The sequence below is a fragment of the Sporosarcina cascadiensis genome (assembly GCF_009650995.1).
Taxonomy (GTDB): domain Bacteria; phylum Bacillota; class Bacilli; order Bacillales_A; family Planococcaceae; genus Sporosarcina; species Sporosarcina cascadiensis.
Window position 1 is genome coordinate 267,959 of sequence record NZ_WHVV01000002.1, and the last position, 20,169, is coordinate 288,127.

The 20,169-nt window shown below is 41.3% G+C and carries 16 protein-coding genes; 8 read left to right on the forward strand and 8 right to left on the reverse strand.

All coding sequences use genetic code 11. From position 1 onward, the window contains the following. Nucleotides 1-18: 18 nt before the first annotated feature. The 7 genes from GDZ68_RS03570 to GDZ68_RS03600 all read left to right on the forward strand — a co-directional run bounded on the left by GDZ68_RS03570 (nt 19) and on the right by GDZ68_RS03600 (nt 8,394). Entirely contained in the window at nt 19-921 is a 903-nt protein-coding gene (locus GDZ68_RS03570; RefSeq protein WP_228550991.1) for an ABC transporter permease subunit, read from the forward strand. Further along, the gene (locus GDZ68_RS03575) at nt 914-1,981 is read left to right on the forward strand and encodes an ABC transporter permease subunit (protein WP_153720905.1); all 1,068 of its coding nucleotides are present in this window, start codon (nt 914-916) and stop codon (nt 1,979-1,981) included. The genes GDZ68_RS03570 and GDZ68_RS03575 overlap by 8 nt, the downstream gene beginning before the upstream one ends. Beyond that, complete coding sequence (locus tag GDZ68_RS03580; protein ID WP_228550992.1) at nt 1,941-2,714, forward strand: ATP-binding cassette domain-containing protein; 774 nt, start codon at nt 1,941-1,943, stop codon at nt 2,712-2,714. Before GDZ68_RS03575 ends, GDZ68_RS03580 begins: the two co-directional genes overlap by 41 nt. 4 nt (nt 2,715-2,718) lie before the next feature. After that, nucleotides 2,719-3,414, forward strand: coding sequence for an ABC transporter ATP-binding protein (locus GDZ68_RS03585; RefSeq protein WP_153720907.1), 696 nt, complete (start codon nt 2,719-2,721; stop codon nt 3,412-3,414). 55 nt (nt 3,415-3,469) lie between these two features. Further along, entirely contained in the window at nt 3,470-4,387 is a 918-nt protein-coding gene (locus GDZ68_RS03590) for an acetamidase/formamidase family protein (protein ID WP_153720908.1), read from the forward strand. Nucleotides 4,388-4,417: 30 nt separating this feature from the next. Next, nucleotides 4,418-5,590, forward strand: a complete 1,173-nt coding sequence (locus GDZ68_RS03595; RefSeq protein WP_153720909.1) for a glycerate kinase — start codon at nt 4,418-4,420, stop codon at nt 5,588-5,590. 977 nt (nt 5,591-6,567) lie between these two features. Next, nucleotides 6,568-8,394, forward strand: a complete 1,827-nt coding sequence (locus tag GDZ68_RS03600) for a WG repeat-containing protein (protein ID WP_153720910.1) — start codon at nt 6,568-6,570, stop codon at nt 8,392-8,394. A gap of 705 nt (nt 8,395-9,099) precedes the next feature. Here GDZ68_RS03600 and GDZ68_RS03605 read toward each other — a convergent pair. The 5 genes from GDZ68_RS03605 to GDZ68_RS03625 all read right to left on the reverse strand — a co-directional run bounded on the left by GDZ68_RS03605 (nt 9,100) and on the right by GDZ68_RS03625 (nt 15,988). Further along, the gene (locus GDZ68_RS03605; RefSeq protein WP_153720911.1) at nt 9,100-10,356 is read right to left on the reverse strand and encodes a dihydrolipoamide acetyltransferase family protein; all 1,257 of its coding nucleotides are present in this window, start codon (nt 10,354-10,356) and stop codon (nt 9,100-9,102) included. A 12-nt stretch (nt 10,357-10,368) separates the two neighbouring features. Continuing rightward, nucleotides 10,369-11,427 (reverse strand): alpha-ketoacid dehydrogenase subunit beta, encoded by a 1,059-nt coding sequence (locus tag GDZ68_RS03610; RefSeq protein ID WP_153720912.1) that lies wholly within the window; start codon nt 11,425-11,427, stop codon nt 10,369-10,371. Between the two features lie 15 nt (nt 11,428-11,442). Beyond that, a complete protein-coding gene (locus tag GDZ68_RS03615) occupies nt 11,443-12,390 on the reverse strand; it encodes a thiamine pyrophosphate-dependent dehydrogenase E1 component subunit alpha (RefSeq protein ID WP_153720913.1) in 948 nt (315 codons plus the stop codon). 21 nt (nt 12,391-12,411) lie between these two features. Further along, complete coding sequence (gene lpdA, locus GDZ68_RS03620) at nt 12,412-13,764, reverse strand: dihydrolipoyl dehydrogenase (protein ID WP_153720914.1); 1,353 nt, start codon at nt 13,762-13,764, stop codon at nt 12,412-12,414. A gap of 283 nt (nt 13,765-14,047) precedes the next feature. Beyond that, nucleotides 14,048-15,988, reverse strand: a complete 1,941-nt coding sequence (locus tag GDZ68_RS03625) for a sigma-54-dependent Fis family transcriptional regulator (RefSeq protein ID WP_153720915.1) — start codon at nt 15,986-15,988, stop codon at nt 14,048-14,050. 205 nt (nt 15,989-16,193) lie between these two features. Between GDZ68_RS03625 and GDZ68_RS03630 the strand changes: the two genes are divergently transcribed. After that, nucleotides 16,194-16,445 (forward strand): hypothetical protein, encoded by a 252-nt coding sequence (locus GDZ68_RS03630; protein ID WP_153720916.1) that lies wholly within the window; start codon nt 16,194-16,196, stop codon nt 16,443-16,445. 393 nt (nt 16,446-16,838) lie between these two features. Here the strand turns inward: GDZ68_RS03630 and GDZ68_RS03635 are convergent, their stop codons facing one another. The 3 genes from GDZ68_RS03635 to GDZ68_RS03645 all read right to left on the reverse strand — a co-directional run bounded on the left by GDZ68_RS03635 (nt 16,839) and on the right by GDZ68_RS03645 (nt 20,048). Further along, on the reverse strand, nt 16,839-17,420 hold the full coding sequence (locus GDZ68_RS03635; RefSeq protein WP_153720917.1) for a DUF7686 domain-containing protein: 582 nt from the start codon (nt 17,418-17,420) through the stop codon (nt 16,839-16,841). A gap of 107 nt (nt 17,421-17,527) precedes the next feature. Then, on the reverse strand, nt 17,528-18,496 hold the full coding sequence (locus GDZ68_RS03640) for a lysozyme inhibitor LprI family protein (protein ID WP_153720918.1): 969 nt from the start codon (nt 18,494-18,496) through the stop codon (nt 17,528-17,530). A 199-nt stretch (nt 18,497-18,695) separates the two neighbouring features. Next, on the reverse strand, nt 18,696-20,048 hold the full coding sequence (locus GDZ68_RS03645) for a DUF6612 family protein (RefSeq protein ID WP_194841044.1): 1,353 nt from the start codon (nt 20,046-20,048) through the stop codon (nt 18,696-18,698). Between the last annotated feature and the right edge of the window lie 121 nt (nt 20,049-20,169).

Sequence of the window (20,169 nt, forward strand, 5' to 3'; positions counted from 1 at the left end):
TATTTAAAATGATGGGAGTTGACGACTATCATATTCCTAGAAAACGCTTTTAATGCAATTTACCAGTTTATGGACAGCTTTTCATTCTTGATTTTATCTGCAATAGGGCTGGCTATCATATTTGGAATGATGGGGGTCATTAATCTAGCACATGGTGAGTTTATTATGCTCGGCGCCTACATTACGACACTCTCCTGTTTGGCCGGAGTCCCTATACCTATCGCGATTATATTAGGATCTATAGGTGTAGGGATATTTGGATTTATTGTTGACAAACTAATCATCCGACATCTATATGGTAGACCTCAAGATTCCGTAGTTGCGACTTGGGGCATCAGTTTAATAATGGGTCAAGGAATGTTGATCTTGATGGGCCCTTCATTGCAAGGTCCCTCCACACCGCTTGGTTCCTTTTCAGTCGGGGGTATCAATTATTCATTATACCGCTTAATCTTGACTATTATTGCTTGCTTACTAGTTGTGCTTTTATATTGGGTGTTTATGCATACGAAGTTCGGATTACGATCCAGGGCGACTATGCAAAACGAAGAGATTGCCAGAAGTCTGGGTACCAATACAAGTCAAATGTATACGCTTACTTTTGTGGTTGGATCAATGTTTGCCGGATTAACTGGCGGGTTGTTTTCGTTCACGATGACCATCGGACCAACTTTCGGTACAGGATTCTTAATGGAGAGTTTTGTAACGGTGATTGTCGGGGGAGCGAACCCTCTCATCGGAACCGTTATGTCGGGAGGAACATTAGGCATCGTGCATAGTGCTCTTTCCTATATATTTGGGACATTCATAGGAAGAGTGGGATTGTTGGTAGCGGCCATAATATTTATCAGACTATGGCCGACCGGTTTTTCGGGACTGTTGGAGAAAAAAATATTGAGGGTGAAAAAAACAAATGGATAATTTGAAAAATTTCAAAAAAATCGACTCCGAGAAGATTACTATGCTTGTACTTTGTATCGTATTTCTTCTTTTTCCCCTTATCGCTTCCGCATATGATGTCTTAAATATGTCTTATTTTTTCTCAATGGTGTTCTTGTCCATGAGCTTATGGCTTATTTGGGGATTAACAGGAATCTTCAGTTTTGGCCAGACCGCTTTCTTTGGAGTGGGGGCCTATGCCTATGCAATGATCAGTATGAATTTTAATAATAACACGATGACTATTGTCGCCTTAGTGGGAGCTCTGGTTATTGCCTGGATACTTGCTTTACTTTTGGGATATTTCATGTTTTACGGCGGAGTGAATGATGTATTCGTTGGATTGATTACCTTATGTGTAACGCTTGTAATGGCAACCTTTTTAGCGCAATCTGCTGGTTCCCAATGGAAAATAGGAAGTGTGCTGCTGGGAGGAGACAATGGAATCAATAATATCCCACCACTTTCTATAGAAATAGGCAGCATACAGTTTTCTTTAGTAGGTACTTATCAATACTATTTTATAATACTAGTCTTAATAGGATTTTACCTATTTTTAAGGAAGATGCAACATGGAAAAATGGGATATAGCTTTGTAGCAATCCGAGAAAACAGGGAAAGAAGCCAATTGCTCGGATATAATATCTCTCTTCTACAAACATTGTCATTTTCATTCGGGGGCGTCCTCGCTGCTTTCAGTGGAGTGTTATATGTTACTTGGGGCGGCTATATATCTCCTTCTGCCATGGGAATATCAGCAGCTGCACTTCCAGTTGTACTAGTGGCGGCAGCTGGCCGGAATAATCTTTCAGGTGTCATGATATTTACTGTTTTGTATTACTTTCTTTCACAAAAGCTGTCGGTCAGTGGAAGTGAGTATGCACTGGTAATATTGGGCTTCATCTTGATTATGGTGATATTAATTGTTCCGAAGGGGATCGTAGTAACAATTTTCAATGCGCTGGACCGATTATTTTCTTCGAGAAGGAGACGAGATGCTAATGACACAGCAAGCGATACTAAGCAGGCAGGAACTTACTGATGCATCAGACGCATTGATAGAATTAAGCCAGGTAACGAGGGACTTTGGCGGTTTACGGGCGGTGGATCACGTAGACCTGACTATTAGACGGGGAGAGCTGCGTGGACTGATCGGCCCCAATGGTGCTGGGAAGAGTACAGTATTCAAATTGATTATGGGAATACACTCCCTCACCTCAGGAAAAATTCTCTTTAATGGCACTGATATCTCCGAAATGCCTACATGGCAGCGTGCTCGGCTAGGGATCGGTATTAAAATGCAAATTCCATGTGTGTACGGAGAGTTAACAGGTTATGAAAATATGCGGATTGCAGCCCAAAACTATATGAAGAATAACGAAATAAAAGGTGAAATAGAAAGAATTGTCGAACTGATCGGCATAGAACATCTTTTGCTACAGGAAGTAAACAATCTATCACATGGACAGCAACAATGGCTGGAAATAGCCATGACGTTATTGTCAAATCCTGACTTACTATTGCTTGATGAGCCCGTTGCTGGTATGGGGCCGGAAGAAACAGCTTTTACAGCCGAGATTATTAAGCGTCTTAATGAAAACGGATTTTCAATTATATTTATCGATCATGACATGGAGTTTGTTCGACAAATCTCAAAGAAAGTTACAGTATTGCACCAGGGAGCAACTTTCGCAGAAGGAAATATAAATGAGATTGAATCCAATAAAGAAGTGATTGAAATTTATTTAGGCTCAGATAGTTCGGAAGGGACGTGATCAGGTGCTTGACATTCGGAATTTCACAACAGGATATAACAAAATAATAGTTATCAGAGACATTTCAATTCAAGTGGAAAAGGGCAAAGTGGTCTCCATAATAGGACGAAATGGAGTAGGTAAAAGCACATTGATGAAGGGAGTGATGGGGCTGTTACCTTCAAGTTCAGGTGAAATTCATTTTAACAATCAGGATATTACGAAACTGAAAACTCACTCCCGGGCCCGGCTTGGTATAGGTTACGTACCTCAAGGCCATGGTGTTTTCCCTAATTTAACCGTTGAAGAGAATTTACGAATGGGTGAGTCTATTAACGTAAAAAAGAAAAACAATGATTTTGATGTAATTTACAACTATTTCCCACGGATAAAAGAGCGTTTACATCAAAAGGCGGGGACGTTAAGCGGCGGAGAACGCGCCCAACTTTCGATTGGAAGAGCACTAATTGGTACACCAGATTTATTGATACTGGATGAACCTTCAGAAGGAATACAACCAAATATTATTCAAAGTATTGGAGAAATCATCAGGCAAATCAATAAAGACTTAGGGTTAACCGTCCTCCTTGTGGAACAACATTTTGGATTAATTAAAAGCTTGGCCGATACTTGTTATGCAATTGATAAAGGAAGAATTATTGGTGAACATACATCGGATGACCTGTCATCCGAGATAATCCAAAAATACCTAACAGTATAATTTTAATACATTACTATTTAGTCTCATTTAGAGAAGAGAACAGGAGTGATAAGAAGTGAAAATTATAAAACAGCCCGGTAAACATAGCTATGTATTCAGCCGTTATCTAGAACCGATTGCAAGTGTAAAACCAGGCGAGGAAGTTGTGATTTATACTGAAGATGCCTTTGAGAACCAAATTACAAAAGAAACAGATATCCCATCTGAAATCTTAGGGAAATATTTAAACCCGCAAACTGGCCCAATCTATATTGAGGGAGCTGAACCGGGCGATACACTCATCGTTCATATTATTGATATAGAGCCGACAAGGGATTGGGCTGTCAGTATTTTAAATCCATACTTCGGGGGATTGACTGCCACTTCAATGACAAAAATGCTACATGAACCATTACCTGAGAAAGTCTGGATCTATCAGCTGAGTGACGGCATGCTGGTAAACAATACACAGCTGAGTTTTCCGTGGAAACCATTTATGGGTACAATGGGAACGGCACCGGACTTAGAAGCTGTGTCTGCCCTGACGCCTGGTCAACATGGCGGTAATATGGATGTGCCGGATACCAAACCAGGTAATTCCGTTCATTTACCTGTTAACGTAGAAGGGGCTTATTTCTACACAGGTGACTGCCATGCCGCGCAAGGGGAAGGGGAATTATGCGGTGTTGCTTTGGAAGTTACAGGTAAGGTGACAATGAAATTTGAACTCATTAAAGGAAAGTCCCTTGAATGGCCGCGTATCGAAAGTCCGACTGAATTAATGGCGGTGGGAAGTGCCAGGCCAATGGAGGATGCTGCCCGAATAGCATACGGTGAATTGATAGATTGGATGATCGAACTTGGCTGGGATAAGTTAGAGGCATATCAAGCGTTGACACAGATAGGAAAACTATATGTAGGAAACATGGTTGACACAAATTATTCTCTTGTAGCAAAGATAGAAAAGAAATATGCACTGATTGATAAAAATTGAACAAGAGAGGGAGTGGACAGGAGGTATGTCATGAGGATTTTAGTATCTCCAGATTCATTTAAGGGCAGCGAGTCCGCTAAATCTATTGGTGAAATTATTAGTTCAGCCATTAAAACCGAGATACCCCATGCTATTATTGATGTAACTCCAATGGCAGATGGTGGTGAAGGTACAATTGATGCTTTACTACATGCAACCAAAGGAAAGAAACTAGCTTTAACAGTTACTGGCCCCCTGGGAGGGAAAATAAAGACTCATTACGGTCTTTTAGAAGAATCCCAAACAGCGGTTATTGAAGTAGCTTCATTTGTAGGTTTTACTGCAGTGTCTGAAGAGAGACGAAACCCACTTAGATATACGACCCTCGGAATTGGAGAATGCATCGAAAATGCTTTAGAAGCAGGCTACAGGAAATTCATATTTTGTCTGGGTGGGAGTGCAACGAATGACGGCGGTTTTGGAATGCTTCTAGGAATAGGCGTCTCCTTTAAAGATCGGCATGGTACCAGGCTGGAACCATACCCACACAACTTGTCTAAGATTCACGATGTCGACTACAGTGGTGTAGATCCTCGTATATGGGATACAGAGATACGGATAGCGAGTGATGTGAAGAATCCTTTATGTGGTAAAAGTGGAGCGACATACATTTTTGGACCCCAAAAGGGTGTGAAATCAACCGACTTGGCAGTAATGGATCAGACCTTGAAGGATTACGCTGATAAGATTGAATGCCATTTGGGAAAACAGTTTTCTGACATTCCAGGGGCAGGAGCGGCTGGAGGGCTGGGCTTTGCACTACTTACAATCGGCGCGAAAATGGAGTCTGGTGCAGAATTAATTGCAAATAGCATTAATTTGGAGGCTAAAATCCTGAATAGTGACTGGGTAATAACAGGTGAAGGACGCACCGATCACCAAACATTACAAGGGAAATTGCCTTATGTAATTGCCAAAATGGCAAGAAGGCATAAAAAGCCTACAATTTTAATTTCAGGCTCCATCGAAAGTAATTTATATGATCTGTATGAAGTTTTTGAGAGCATGCATGCAATTGCAAATGGGCCGCTGACATTGAAAGAATCAATAGAACATACCCAGGAACTTTTGTATCACCGAGTTCGGAATATCGCTCGGTTGTTGAAGTATACCGACCTGGAAGGAATGGGTAGAAATTCAAAAGTTATTAAACCTGCAAAGTAGAAGGGAGAACGAACAAAAAAAGCCTGGATTTTTTCAGGCTTTTTTGTATGCGTGTTAAAATAGTTACCAGGTCTCCATACAAAAGAATTCTGTTAGGCATGGTGCGAAGGTTATGGAGAAACTTGCACAATGCAAGCTTGTGGCTTCCTGCAGTTCTTGGGAGAAAACATTGTGGCTCTAGCACGTAAGCTTTTCGTTTCGTGAAACTGTGCGTATAAGAGTATGTTCATAAATGAAGTCTTATGCGGCTTCTTGGTATATTGATAAAGGCAATGGAGCTAAAACTGTCCCATACAAGCGAGATATTTTAGCGACCAAAACCAGCTTGCTCAATTAAAAATAGAGATCTGTTCCCAAACAATTAGTGTAACCGAGTACATTAATTCAGTAGTCACTTTTCACAATAAATCAGCCAAGAACAGAGAAGTTTTTTCATAGCTTTGCACATTATTATGGGATATGTAAAAACTTTATCATTATAATACAGCAGACTTATCGACAAAAAAATTCCCCCAGAAAGGGGCTTTATGAATTCACCTAATACGATACCTGCTACACCCAATACAAGAATCGCAATTACTTCAGGCAAGTTGCCTATAAACATACTAAACATAATAAGAAAGTACCAGGTACACAAACAATTCAGACACTAGTCTGACAACTTAGCGTGATAAGAAGAGGGGCTGTCCAGAAAGTCAGTAATAACTGATTTTCTGTGATAGTTTTTTCTCATGGAGGAAACATTGTTCTAATTGGCAGGGATGTCTACACTGAATCCGCGCTATAAAGAAGGTATCAGGTAGACACACAATTAGAATTGCTGAAATCATGAATGCAGCCCGCGCTCGTTTTACAAGTTGAACAATAGAATAGATGTAGATAGAAATTCTATATTAAAAGTCCTGTGAAATTTGAAGGCGTTAGTGTAATATTAATGGTTAAAGAACAAAAAAATGGAATTGAGGAGGAGATAAGACATGGGGAAACTTTTTAGCAAGTTATCAATAATTTTTTCAGCAATCCTGTTATTTGCGGTCCTAGTTCCGTTCAATGTTTTGGCGGAAACGCATTCAGAAACAGGGCAATACTTCTACACAGAAACCATATCACCGCTATATGATGATGCAAAAACATTTTCAGAAGGGTTGGCTGCAGTTGGAAAAAATGGAAAATGGGGTTACATAAACGAAGCAGGAGAAACAGTAATTGACTTTCAATATGATCGCGCACACAGTTTTTCAGAAGGAAAAGCGATTGTGGAGAAACATGTAGGTGACGGAGATTACGTTCAACGTTTTTATTACATTATAACGCCGGACAATAACACTACAAGCGTCAAATATGGAGAGAGCGATTTCTACACTCTCAATGGGTACTTTAAAGAGTATGGCGGACCTCTGGATGAGATGTATGACACCGTCTTTTATAACGGATATGTTATGCTACCTGCAGATTCACCCACCGGTACATTTATTTTTGATAAATACGGCGAGGCGTATGATGCAGCCTCTTACCTTCCGACAGAAGGAACTTTGGCAAAATACGATCATTACTCGGATATAAATTCAGAAGAATACGAAATGTTATATGATGAAATAGAATTTATAGGTGCTGCGCCGTTTAATCAGGGAATGGCACCTGTTGCCTTTACAGATCCGAATAATAAAAATAATCATTATTGGACATTTCTAACGAAAGACAGAACACTATGGTCAGGTCCTAAGTTTTACTACTTTTTCGTAAAAGATCCATTTGGGTCATATCAGGTATTTAATGATAATTCATTAGCCAGCATTATGAATGCAGAGGGAAAATTTGGAGCTGTCAATATGGAAGGAAAAACCGTAATTCCTTTTCAGTATGAGCAATTAAGGGTGTTTAACGAAGGCGTTGCGGGATTTTTACAAAACAATAAGTTTGGTTTTATTGATATAAACGGTAATGAAGTGATTAAACCGCAATTCGATGATGTGTCGTTGTTTGAGAATGGTCTGGCTGTTGTACGCCAAGGCAGTATGGCATATGTGATTGACAAGAAGGGAAATAAAATTAAAGGTTCGGAAAATATCCCGCCGAGTTCGTATTTCTTTGAAAGTAAATCCGATGGAAATAATGAAATTGGTAATATGACGGTCAGTCCAGGCAAATATATTCTTACAACCAGCCATGAGAAATTCGGGTTTGCAAAAATCAACTCTGGCGGGGAAGTTATAAATGTAACGGGAATAAGTCTGAATAACCCCAAACTGGAGATGGAGATAGGAAAAACAGCAGCACTGGCAGCAACAGTTTCTCCAGTTGATGCGACAAATAAAAAAGTAATCTGGTCGAGTAGTAATGAAGAAGTGGCTACAGTGGATGCATCCGGTAATGTGGCAGCTAAATCAAAAGGAAAAGCGAACATAACAGTTACAACAGAAGATGGGGAATATACAGCTGTCAGTGAAGTAACGGTCAAAGAATCCTCAACTGTCACTGATCCCTATGAAGGTTACAAAGTGTGGGATACATCACTTAAAAACAATTCAGCGAGCCATAGCTGGAGAATAAAGTTAAATATGAATGTTAACGAAAGTACGGTGGATAGCCGGAGTGTATTTATTCTCGACAAGAACTATAAGAAAATTAATTTTGTTAATCCGCGAGTCGAAAATATCGGAAACAATGGATATATAACATTGGATAATAACGGAAGTTTTATACGCGGGGAAGAGTATTGGATCATTATAGAAGATACAATTCAATCTTTTAGCGGAAAGAAGTTGGTTAAAGGTCTTAAGGCCAAATTTGAGATTACTAAATAAATTTAAAATATGAAGATGAATGGCAGTGACTTTCTTGAAAATGAAGTATTAAGTGGGAACCTCTCAGGGTTCCTTTTTAAAAAAAGGGTACCAGGTACACACACAATATACTATAGATAACCGTTGAAAGGCGCGGGTCATGCCTGAATCCAAATATTCAATTTGCTCCTTTTTCGTATTCATAAACAGGTGTATTCTTCGTATGATTGTGGTAAACTGAACGTAAACTAAAAAGACCGGATGCGGTAAACACCCAGTCAATTGCAACTGACATCCGCCTGAAGAGCGGTTGGCCAGAGGTAAAGAGCGTTTTACTTAAAAAGTAACTATCTCATCTACTTAGCCGGTAGCGGGGGTGGTTACTTTTTTGTCTTGATGACAATCGCGATGAAGCCACCCCGCGCCTTAGGAAGCATAAGGGTGGTTCTCGCAAATAAATTTTTGTTTGACAACCATCGCCCTAACGGAAAACTATGCACGATTCAAGGGAATGTTCCCTGGAAAAAAAGGTTATCAGGTACACACAAAAAAAGAGGGAATAGGTGTATGTATAAGTTGTAAATCCAACTGCTCAATATCGAGCAGTTCACTTTAACGGTTTGGAACAAGAGATACAAATAAATATTAGAGAATTATAGCCTGAAACGACCTGTCAAAAAATCAAAAAACCACAAGGAAGAAATTTCTTCCTTGCAGTTTTTTAGACTAGAGTACCAACAGATAAGGAGACTCGATATACTTCACTAAGACAGACAAGAACTCAGCAGCCTTCGCACCATCGACAATCTGATGGTCGAATGTAATACTAAGCGGAATCTTTTTGATGGTTTTGACCGTTCCGTCTTCTGCCAATACTAATTCTTCTTGGAGAGTACCAACGCCCAATATTCCTGTTTCGGTTGGGTTAAGTATCGGTGTGAAATATTCGATGCCGCTTGCGCCCAAGTTGGTAATAGTGAAGGTGGATCCAGAAAGAAGTGATGGGTCAGCTTCGCCATTTCGCGCTCTTTCTGTTACATCTTTCATTTCATTTGCCAGCGCACCGATCGTTTTTTGATGGGCATTTTTAATGACTGGCACCAGTAATCCGTCATCTAGAGATGTCGCGATTCCTAAGTGCACTTCATCAAATTCTTTCAGTTGCCCATCATGATATGTGGCATTCATTGATTTCAGTTCTTGTAGAGCCAACACCACAGCCCGTGCTAATAAGACGGTTACGCTCAATTTCATCTCCGAGTTACTGGCGCTTAATTTATCGCGCAATGTCTGTTGGAAATCAATTAGCTGTTCGGCATTTGCTTTGCGGTGCAATGTGAGTTGGGCAGTCTGTGATAAACTATCACGCATATTTCGAGCAATCGCTTTACGCATAGGTGAAAGTCCTTCTCCGACAGAAACTGTTGCTGTCGCAGCTGATTGCTGTGCGGCGAGTTCCTGTTGCGATCCTGTTTGAATATGTGTACCGCTCTCTAGAATATGTTCTATATCTCGTTTAGTAATCCTTCCCTTGCCGCCGGATCCTGTCACCGATTGGATATCAATATCATTGTCAGCCGCTATTCGTCTGGCAAGTGGCGTAATGAAAATACGATTTGACCGCTGATGTTTAGTAACTCCTTGTTGAGTCGGCATGTCTGCAGGTGATGCAGGTTTTTCGTATTCCGTTACGTCTACGCTGACTGCGTCTGTATCTTTTTTATCTGCAGAAGAAGGCTTTTCTCCTTCTTCGCCAATAAAAGCAAGGGCATCTCCTACTTTCAGTTCATCCTCTACGTTACCAAACTTCTCAATTAAGATACCTGAACTAGTAGCTTCTACATCTTGATTTAATTTTTCAGAGCTGATCATTAACACAGGTTCGCCTTTCTCCACTGTGTCGCCTACTTCTTTATACCATTCTGTAATGGTGCCTTCGGTCATCGTCATTCCTAGTTTTGGCATTACAATAGTTTCGCTCATTTATTTCACCTCCTACATCGTATGAGATTTCTTTAAATCTGTAATGATTTCATCAGCAACACGCAACACTTTATCCGCATCCGGTATATAGGCTTTTTCTAGGTTGGCGGCAAACGGAACAGGAGTGTTAGGTGCGCATACGGTTTTAATTGGACCGTCTAAATAATCAAACGCCTTGTCGGCTATGACGGATGCGATGTCTGTCGCAGTATTATTATGTGGATTGGATTCGTCTATAATAATTAGGCGGCCGGTCTTTTTCACGGATTCAATTACCGTTTCCTGATCCCATGGGGCAATCGTCCGTAAATCGATGACTTCTACCTCCACACCATCAGAATTCAATCGCTCCGCTGCTTCTTGCGCAACTTGCACCATTTTACCGATTGCTACAATCGTCAGGTCACTTCCTTCGCGTACTACATTAGCCTTGCCGATTTCGACGGTGTAGTAATCTTCGGGAACCTCTCCTTTGACACCATACAGCATCTTATCCTCTGAAAAGACGACTAAATTATCGTCTTCGATCGCTGCCAACATCAGCCCTTTTGCATCGTAGGGATTGGAAGGAACGACTACTTTTACACCTGGGATCGCACCGAACAGCCCATACAATGTTTGAGAGTGCTGAGCCGCAGCTCCTGCACCGGCTCCGTGGACAGTACGCACAGTGAGTGGGATTTTTGCCTTGCCGCCAAACATATAGCGCATTTTTGCACCTTGGTTCAGTATAGGATCAAGTGCAAAGCCGACAAAGTCATTAAACATCAATTCTGCAATTGGCCGTAAGCCGGTTGCTGCTGCTCCGACAGCCGCACTGAAGTAACCGTGTTCTGCAATGGGTGTATCGATGATGCGCTCCCGCCCGAATTCGGATACCAGCCCTTTGGATAAACCGAATACACCGCCAAATGCGTCGTCATATCTGCCGTCGTCTTGAACTAAATGATCTACTTCCGCGCCTCCAGCGACATCTGTGCCGATTAGGATAACTGTTTCATCTTTGCGCATGGACTGCGCCATTGCTTCATTTATTGCTGTCATAAATGTGACTTTTCTTTCCGTCATCATAAGTTCCCCCTTTTGTTATGCGAAAATATCCGTATAAAGTGTAGATTCATCTGGAAGAGGACTTGCTTCCGCAAACGCTACTGCATCCTCAATAGTCTTCTTCGCTTCAGCTTCAATTTTATCTGCCTGTTCTGCAGTCATCCATTTGTTTTTCGTAGCCTTTTCACGGAATTCGGTGATCGGATCACGGTCTTTGTTCGGATCTTGATCGGTTTTATATTTTTGTTCGTCTCCCTCAAAGTGCCCGTATTGCCGATACGTATCGCACTCAATTAAAGTCGGGCCCTCTCCGGCTTTTGCTCGTTGAATGGCTTTTTCTGTAGCGTCGTAAACCGCTTCCACGTCCATTCCATCCACACGTACGCCAGGCATATTGTAGGCGGGTGCCCGTTCAGCCACTGTTTCTGATGCAGATGCATATCGGAAAGGTGTACCTTCGCCGAATTGATTGTTTTCGCAAACAAAAATGACCGGTAAGTTTAAGATGGATGCTAAATTGAGTCCTTCATGGAATGTACCTTCATTGGATGCGCCATCCCCGAAGAAACAGACCGCTACATGGTCTTTCCCTAATGTTTTAATGGTCAATGCGGCACCTGCTGCTAACCCAAAACCGCCGCCTACAATTCCATTGGCACCCAGCATTCCACGATCTACGTCAGCAACGTGCATGGAGCCGCCTTTACCTCCACCAAGACCATCTTTTTTTCCCATGATTTCCGCCATCATTCCTTTAATATCGCAGCCTTTTGCGATGGCATGTCCGTGACCCCTGTGAGTGCTTGTAATATAATCTTCGTCGTCCAATTGTGCCATCACACCAGTAGCCACCGCTTCTTCTCCTGCATATAAGTGAACAAATCCCGGAATAAGACCTTTTCCGAATGTGTAACGTACTTCCTCTTCAAAAAAACGAATTTCATTCATCTTTTGATAAATCCATAATGCTGTTTGTTGTTCCATAATAAATTCCTCCTCTACGATCTATTTATGAATAGCCAGTCCGAAAAAGTCATTCGCGCTTTCTCCTATAGCTTCCGACAGAGTGGGGTGCGCTTGCACAAAATTTGCCAGCTCAAACATCGTCCCTTCTGTATGTTTCACAGCCGCTATTTCTTGAATTAACTCTGTCGCATTCGGAGCGACAATTACGGCCCCCAAAATTTCACCGTACGTGGTATCGGCAATGATTTTAACAAAGCCTTCTGTCTCACCTATAGAAAGCGCCCGGCCATTCCCGGATAGAGCAGACTGGGTAGTTTTTACTTGATAGCCGCTTGCTGAAGCTTCTTGTTCACTAAGTCCGAATGAAGCGATTTCAGGATGCGTATAGACACAGCGCGGAATGGAGGTTTGTTCCAGCGGCGTAACTTCTTTGCCGAGGATTGCCTGAACAGCCGTCAGTCCTTCCGCACTTGCCGCGTGTGCCAGTTGGTAGCCGCCAATGACATCACCTATTGCATACACATGTTTTGTACTCGTTTCATAATGAGGATCCACATCGATATAGCGACCAGATTCATCAAGTTGTAAATCTAGTTGATCAGCTACTTCCAGATTCGGTTTTCTGCCTGTTGCAACGAGCAGTTTGTCGTAAGAATAGCTCGTTCCTTCCACCAGCACACTTTCTTTTGTCACATTTTCGATTTTTGCGCTTGTAACAATATGCACACCTAAATCTTTCAAGCGTTTTGTTATCACTTTTCGAGCATCTTTATCTTCTGTCAATAAAATATCGTCTGCTACTTCGATCACGGTAATATCGGTACCAAGAGGAGCCATGGCGAATGCCAGTTCAATGGCGATGACGCCGCCTCCGATGATCACAAGTGTGCTGGGTAACTTTTGAAGTTCAAAGAAAGAATCGGTAGTTACATAATCCACTTGTTCAAGTCCCGGAATCGGTGGGACAAATGGTTTGCTTCCGGTAGCTAAAATTACGTCTTGTGCTTTTAGCTGAGTATCCTTAACCGTCACCACACGATCTTTATTGACTGCAGCCTCCCCGTGAAACAATGAAATTTTATTTTTCTTTACTAAGTAATGAATGCCTTGAGTCAAAGTTTCGACTACTTGATCTTTTCGTTTCATTAATTTAGGGAAATCAATCGAAATAGATCCAGTTTGGATGCCCCAATCATTTGCTTTTTGAATGCTTTCCACCATTTCACTGTGCTGCAAAAGTGTTTTGGAAGGGATACAGCCAACATGTAGGCAAGTCCCTCCAAGCTTTCTTTTTTCAATAAGTGCTACTTTCTTTCCCGATTGAGCCGCACGGATAGCTGCAACATAGCCGCCGGGACCTGCACCAATCACAGCCAAATCAAATGTTTCCATATCTCCACATCACCTGCTTTCGTTAAAATCAATAGGACTTTTTAAAATTGAACGCTGATCTAACGCAATTTGGCAGTTCACTAATAGATATTGCAAGAAGCATGCCAAAAAAGAAGATTCCTGAAAAATGTTAATGTTATCGGACTTATTAGACTCTTCGATACCATTTAAACTGAATGAGTTCATGAGGGGAGTGTCTCAGCGAAACAGAAAACTGTCTCATAGTTACAAAAGAAAGCCTCTAATGGATTTGCAAAATATTGCAGATCCATTAGAGGCTTAGTTACTCAGCCGTAATATTAAACTGTTTCATTCGTCGATACATAGTGGCCCGTGAGATACCGAGACGTATAGCAGCATGCGCAACAACTCCATTTTCAGCTTGTAAAGCTCCGAGTAACTGTTCTTTGTCAGTTTGCTGAGAGTCGGTAGTCAACTCGGCAGGCAAGTGAGAAGGAGTGAGAATTTCACCTTCCATATTGAATAATGCTTGCTGGACGACATTTTTTAATTCGCGTATATTGCCCGGCCACTGGTAATCAGTGAGGCACTTTATAGTATCAGCGGTGACCTCTACATGCCGTTTTCCGAATTGGCTGCTCAATTCATTGATAAAACGACGAGATAGCGCTGGGACGTCTGATATTCTATCTCGAAGGGCAGGTATCGTTATTTGGATGATCTTCAGACGATACAGCAGGTCTTCCCGAAAGGTACCCTCCGCCACGGCTTGTTTCAAATCGCGGTGTGTGGCCGCGATGATGCGGACATCGATCGGGATCGCTTTTGCACTGCCGATCCTGGTTACTTCACGTTCTTCCAGGATTCGCAGCAAATGAACTTGAAGGTCGAGGGGCATGTCCCCGATTTCATCCAAGAAAATGGTGCCTCCTTGTGCCAATTCAAATTTACCGGGACTGCCCTTTGCTCTGGCGCCAGTGAAAGCGCCTGCTTCGTAGCCTGATAATTCACTTTCCAGTAAACCTTGTGGCACGGCGCCGCAATTGATCGCGATAAAAGGTTTATTCTTTCTATCGCTCGCTTGATGAATGGCCTGCGCAAAGACTTCTTTTCCTGTGCCGGTCTCTCCTGAAAGAAAAATTGTCGCGTCAATCGTTGCTGCCTTTTTGGCTTGCTTCAGAACATGGGAGAAAGCAGTGGATGAACCGGTTATATTCTGAAATGGATCAGATGTTTTTTTCTCTTGGCTTCTCGTCACTTTCTCGCTTTTCGGCAAAGATCTGGTTTTCTTTAGAGATATAATAGCCCCCAAGCACATATTCTGGAAGGAAATCGGGTGAATGGAGCAATTATACGTTTGTTTTGTATGGGGTATTTTCGTTTCTTCATTTAGGATTTTCTTGCCGCTCAGCATGGAATGAGTTATGAGCTGATCTAATCCGCTAAAAGTTTGAATATACAGAGCTTTAGAAAGGATCGGATCTGCCATCGCGGTCTTACTTCGTTCTATAATATTTTTCTCACGATCCACTACCAAAATAGACTCTTCTACTTCTTCCATTGCAGTAGTCAAGAAAAGATTTTCACGTATTGCGCTGTCATACACTTGATTTATAATCGAATTAGACAGATTACGAGTTTCGGCAATAATGAGTTTAAATGTATGGGGATGGAGTGTGGGGTTAGACCCTGCAATGTTAACAACCCCCAATAATTCTTTAGTAAAAGGCGCGATGATGGGGGTAGCTGCACAGTACCAATCATGATTCTTCTCACAGAAGTGTTCGGAAAATAATACCTGTGCGGATTGTTTGGTTTTTAACGTGACACCGACGGCATTGGTTCCGGCTGATTTCTCACTCCATGTGCCTCCGTCAAAGATGTTAAGTACTTCCGCGCGTTTTAGTGTTTGCGAATCTCCCCAAGAGTGCAAAATAGTTCCTTGGCGGTCTGTAATAGATAACATAGTTTGTGATTCATTTAATAAATCGAGAACATGTGTAATTCGCTCAGTGGAATACGACAGCAATTGTTCATTTTGCCGTAAACGATTATCCAAATCGTGATGGGTAACAATTTCTTGGATTTTTGTTTGAAAAGGATTGACTCCCAGACTCTTGGAACTTTTCCATGACTCTGAGATTTCACGACGTATCGTATTGTCTGATTGTATTCCGAGCTCTTGATATTGTTTCCAGGCCGTTTTAGCTGATAGATTGAATTCATTTGGTTCAAGAATTGCTTTTTTGAGTAATTGATTCATATCGAAGCCTCCAAACCGTAAGTTATACTATAGGAAACACTATTGAATATTTAGACTATACCATATGAAAAGGACTGTACGCGAGAGATCATCGCATTTAACAGGATTCTTCTATCGAAAAGTTAGTCTGACATGTTATGATAAAGACAGATACATGAAAGCGCATTCAAAGATAGGCATGATCATATAGTTAGGTTTAAAGGCTATGGAGATGATTCTCCAACAAAAACAGGAATTAAGTTTGCTCATGACGACAGAACTTCGTCAAGCCATTGAGTTATTGCAATTATTGACTTATGATTTAGTACAATATGTCAGAGAACAAGAACTGGAAAATCCGTTAATTGAATTAAAAGAAGCTGAACGATATGATACTTTTCATGAAAGGTCCCGTGCCGCAGTCTCCGGATACGGGGGGAGATCAGCAGGATTGGATAAAAGAGCAGGAAGAGAGTAAGAGAGATCAATCAATCAATCAATCAAGTGGATATCAGTTTTGCGGATAAAGAGACACGCCAGTTATTGAAAGCTTTGATTATAACTTGCTGCCCGCTATGTACTCCTGTGAACGACAAACAATTAAAGTTGCAGAGCAAGTGGACGATGAGATTCGTAAAAAGAGTTCGTTGTATTTTAGAGAAAATGAACAACTTATCAAGAATAGTGTCTTGCCAAAGGCGCTTCAGTACTTAATTACAACTGGCGATGTAATATAGAAAAACGATTACCAGATACAAACATAATCCAAATTAGTATAAATATAGAAAAAAGCTTTCTGCTCGTTCAGAAAGCTTTTTTCTCTTTGTATCGATATGGAATCTGGCGTATCCTAAGCAGTTCACATTTGCAGTTAGTCGGGCGTCACTAGAATTATACTTCTCATTTCATCATACTCATCCGCCAATTCCTTCATTTCAATCTTCAGCTGAAAGCCTTCAAACGCCTGCAGGAGACGGCCGACTTCTTCCCAGTTATATGGCTTGCCGTCTATGATGACGAGCGGTGCTTCGCTGTCGGTTTCATTATAGGAAAGCACGCCAATCAATTGATGCTCTTTGACAGCAGTGTACGGCTGTCCGTTCGAATACTTTCCTGTTTCGAGATAAGTCTTCGACACGCCTCGTTTGGTCTTTTCTTTCAGCTGGTCGAACAGTGTATGCTGATCGGCTGTTAACTCTCCATCCACTGCAAATTCGTAGCCGTGCTCCCATCGTTCGCGGGCTGTCAGCAAAATGGCTGATCCCATAATCAGACGTTCTACTTCGAAAAGACGCTGAATACCATTTGTGTCAGCGGCGGAAAATGTTTTGGGCAGTTCGGGGAGATCTACCCCGAGTTTATCCGCCATTATCGCATTATAGCAATCCATACAAAGCGGCTGTCCGTCGAACTGTACGTGCACCGAACCGATGCCGCAAATAGTACATTTCATACAAATCACTCCGTTTTACGTTCATTTATCATAGAAAAATCTACTTGCCATGCAAATAATATTCTGTTTACTGGAGACTTGATTCTTTTTGGATGTCCTTATTTTTATCAGTCCATATAATGTTCTATTAAATAAAGAACTCTGTTTTGGGTTTCGAAAGCAAGATAATCCATTCCAGATGCTCTGCTTGCAGCGGTTTCGTCCGGAAGTTCAGCGAATCTTTTCTCTTTTTGTTTGATCCACTCGCGCTGCTCATTTTTCAAGTTATTGAAATCGTTGGCAGACATGGATTGTTTCAGTGCGCCCCAAATCTCATTCAATAAGCTGTCCCATTGGTCATAGTACTGTCCGAAAAATCCATCCCATAAGTCTTGTGCATTGGGATCGGCTGCTCTTGCCTCATTCATAATCCTTTGTTCTAATTGATCGGATTTATTGAGATAGCGGGATTTCAGATCACTGTGGTTCTCTTTCGGAGAAGAAGAATTTTTTGCCGTTTCTTTGGCAGGCTGTTTGTCATCCGTGGTTGCAGCGGATGTTTCAGTTGTCGTTTGCTCTTTCGCTGCATTTTCTGCTTTCTGCGCTTTTTCCTTCTCTGCTTCCTTAGCAGCTGCTGCCTTTTCGTCCTTCTTCCGTTTCTTTTCTTCTATCGCTGCTGCTTTTTCCTGTTCTTTTCTGGCTTTCTCCATTTCTTTCTCCAAATTCTTCACTTTAACCAGCTGTATATTTGGATTTGGTTCATTTGAATCCATCACACTCTTCACTTTGATTTTTTCTTTTTTCTCAAACTTGCCTTCCAGAAAGAATTGATAAGTTTGTGTCCCGGGTTCTGCAATGTCGATAATGAAATTACCTTTCTTTAAATCGGTCGCCCGGTAGTCCACTGTCTCAGGCTGACTGTCAAAATCATTTCTGACAACCATTCTGTCTCCGCTGAACTCAAGGAATCGGCTTTCTTCCTGGTCATCCACGATCTTCCATGCACCTTCCAGCTGTTTGTCCGGTGAACTGCCGCATGCGGATAATACACTTACGATGAAAATAGATAGTATTAATAGACTTGCAGACTTTCTCAAAATAAAAACTCCTTTTAATCAAATTTAATAATTACATAAAAGTTCCAACTCAGGAAGAGTCAGGGTTAGTATATTCTGGGAATTCGCGTATGTAAACCCATTTCGGAACAAGCGTTATCCCTGTACTAGGTACACATACAAAATAACAAAAAAGCTGCCCCAGAAAATCAATACTGATTTTCCGTGGCAGCCTGTTTCATCAGATTTCCATTTCTAACTCTTCGCCCAAACCAAGTTCTTCCATATATTCTTCCATGGAAATCGCATTCTTGATCACTTCTTCAGGAACTTTGATTTCTTTAATCTGGTTGAAGTTGCTGAACGTTCCATTCATCTTTTGGAAAATAGAAATCTTTTCATCTTCCATACTCATGGACATTTTCGTAACAGCTGAAAGATCCAGAGGGAATAATGTTTCTTTATCGATCGTTTGAACTGAATAGTACTCTTCGATATTCAAATTCAATGCTTCCAGAATATCACCGATGTCCGCTTCAGTTCCTTCTTCCTCAGCAGTACCTTCCTCATCTACTGAACCTTCCTCTTCTGCAGTACCTTCTTCAACTGCTTCTGCTTCTTCAGTTGATGATTCTTTATCTTCGGAAGGAATCATGCCTTGTACGTCTTCCGGAAGCAATCCAGGCAGCAGATTCATGATTTCATCCATCATGTCTTTGAATTGTTCATTCGTCAACGTTTGCGTCATGACGTACTTGTCATCATATTCAAACACGTGAACACCTTCGCTGAACTTCTTCATCAATTCCAATTGAGCATGCGGATCTGCCTGCTGTGCAGAAGATTGTGCGATCAGGTTAGTCATATCGTCGTCCATTTTGATCCACTTTTTAATCGTGCTGTCGTATTGATACATGCCGTCTTCTGTGACATATGCTTTTTGCATTTGATCCAGTGACTCGCCCATCATATTCATTTTCATCGTTGTTTCCATATACATGGCCAGCGGATTTTGAATAGCATCCATTTTCAGATTCATCAACATATGAATAGGATCTTCTTCAGAGGAAGCTTCCATTGTCTGATCGATTGTCAAAGCAGCAGAAAAACTATTCAAGTCAGCCTGAAGCGTTTTCTCTAGGAATGCATCAACATCTTTCACACGATTTGTAGTGACATTAACCGTTTTCTGATCTTCTGTTACTTCAACCTGGAAACCTTCCAATGAAGATAAAAATTCTCCGGTTACATAATTTCCAGCGTTCTGTAATGTAAGAGGGAATTCTGTATTGGCCTTTTTCCCGTTCACATCAATTTTTCCAGCTGCAACATTAAAATCCACTGTAACGTAAGAGTTTGTAGCAGTTACTACACCTTTATCTTCCGTCACTTTAAAACCAGCTTCATTGAATACATTCTGAACTGGAATTAAAATTTCATCATTCGAGAAAAACGGCTGCTCGTACCCCTCAACTTCTACCCCGTCAACCACTAATTTTGCCGTATTCGTATCTGCCGCCTGCACGTTGCCGGCTGGTACAGCAAAAGCAAGTGCTAACACAAGCGCGAATACCCAAGAACCCAACTTCTTCAAAACTAAAACCCCCTTCAAATTTGGAAAACCATACCTGCATTGTGTGCAAGTATACTATTGTGTACGGATAGTTCCTGAAATGGTTTCAAATAAAGTGAAAGTTTATAAAGTTTTTTTAGAA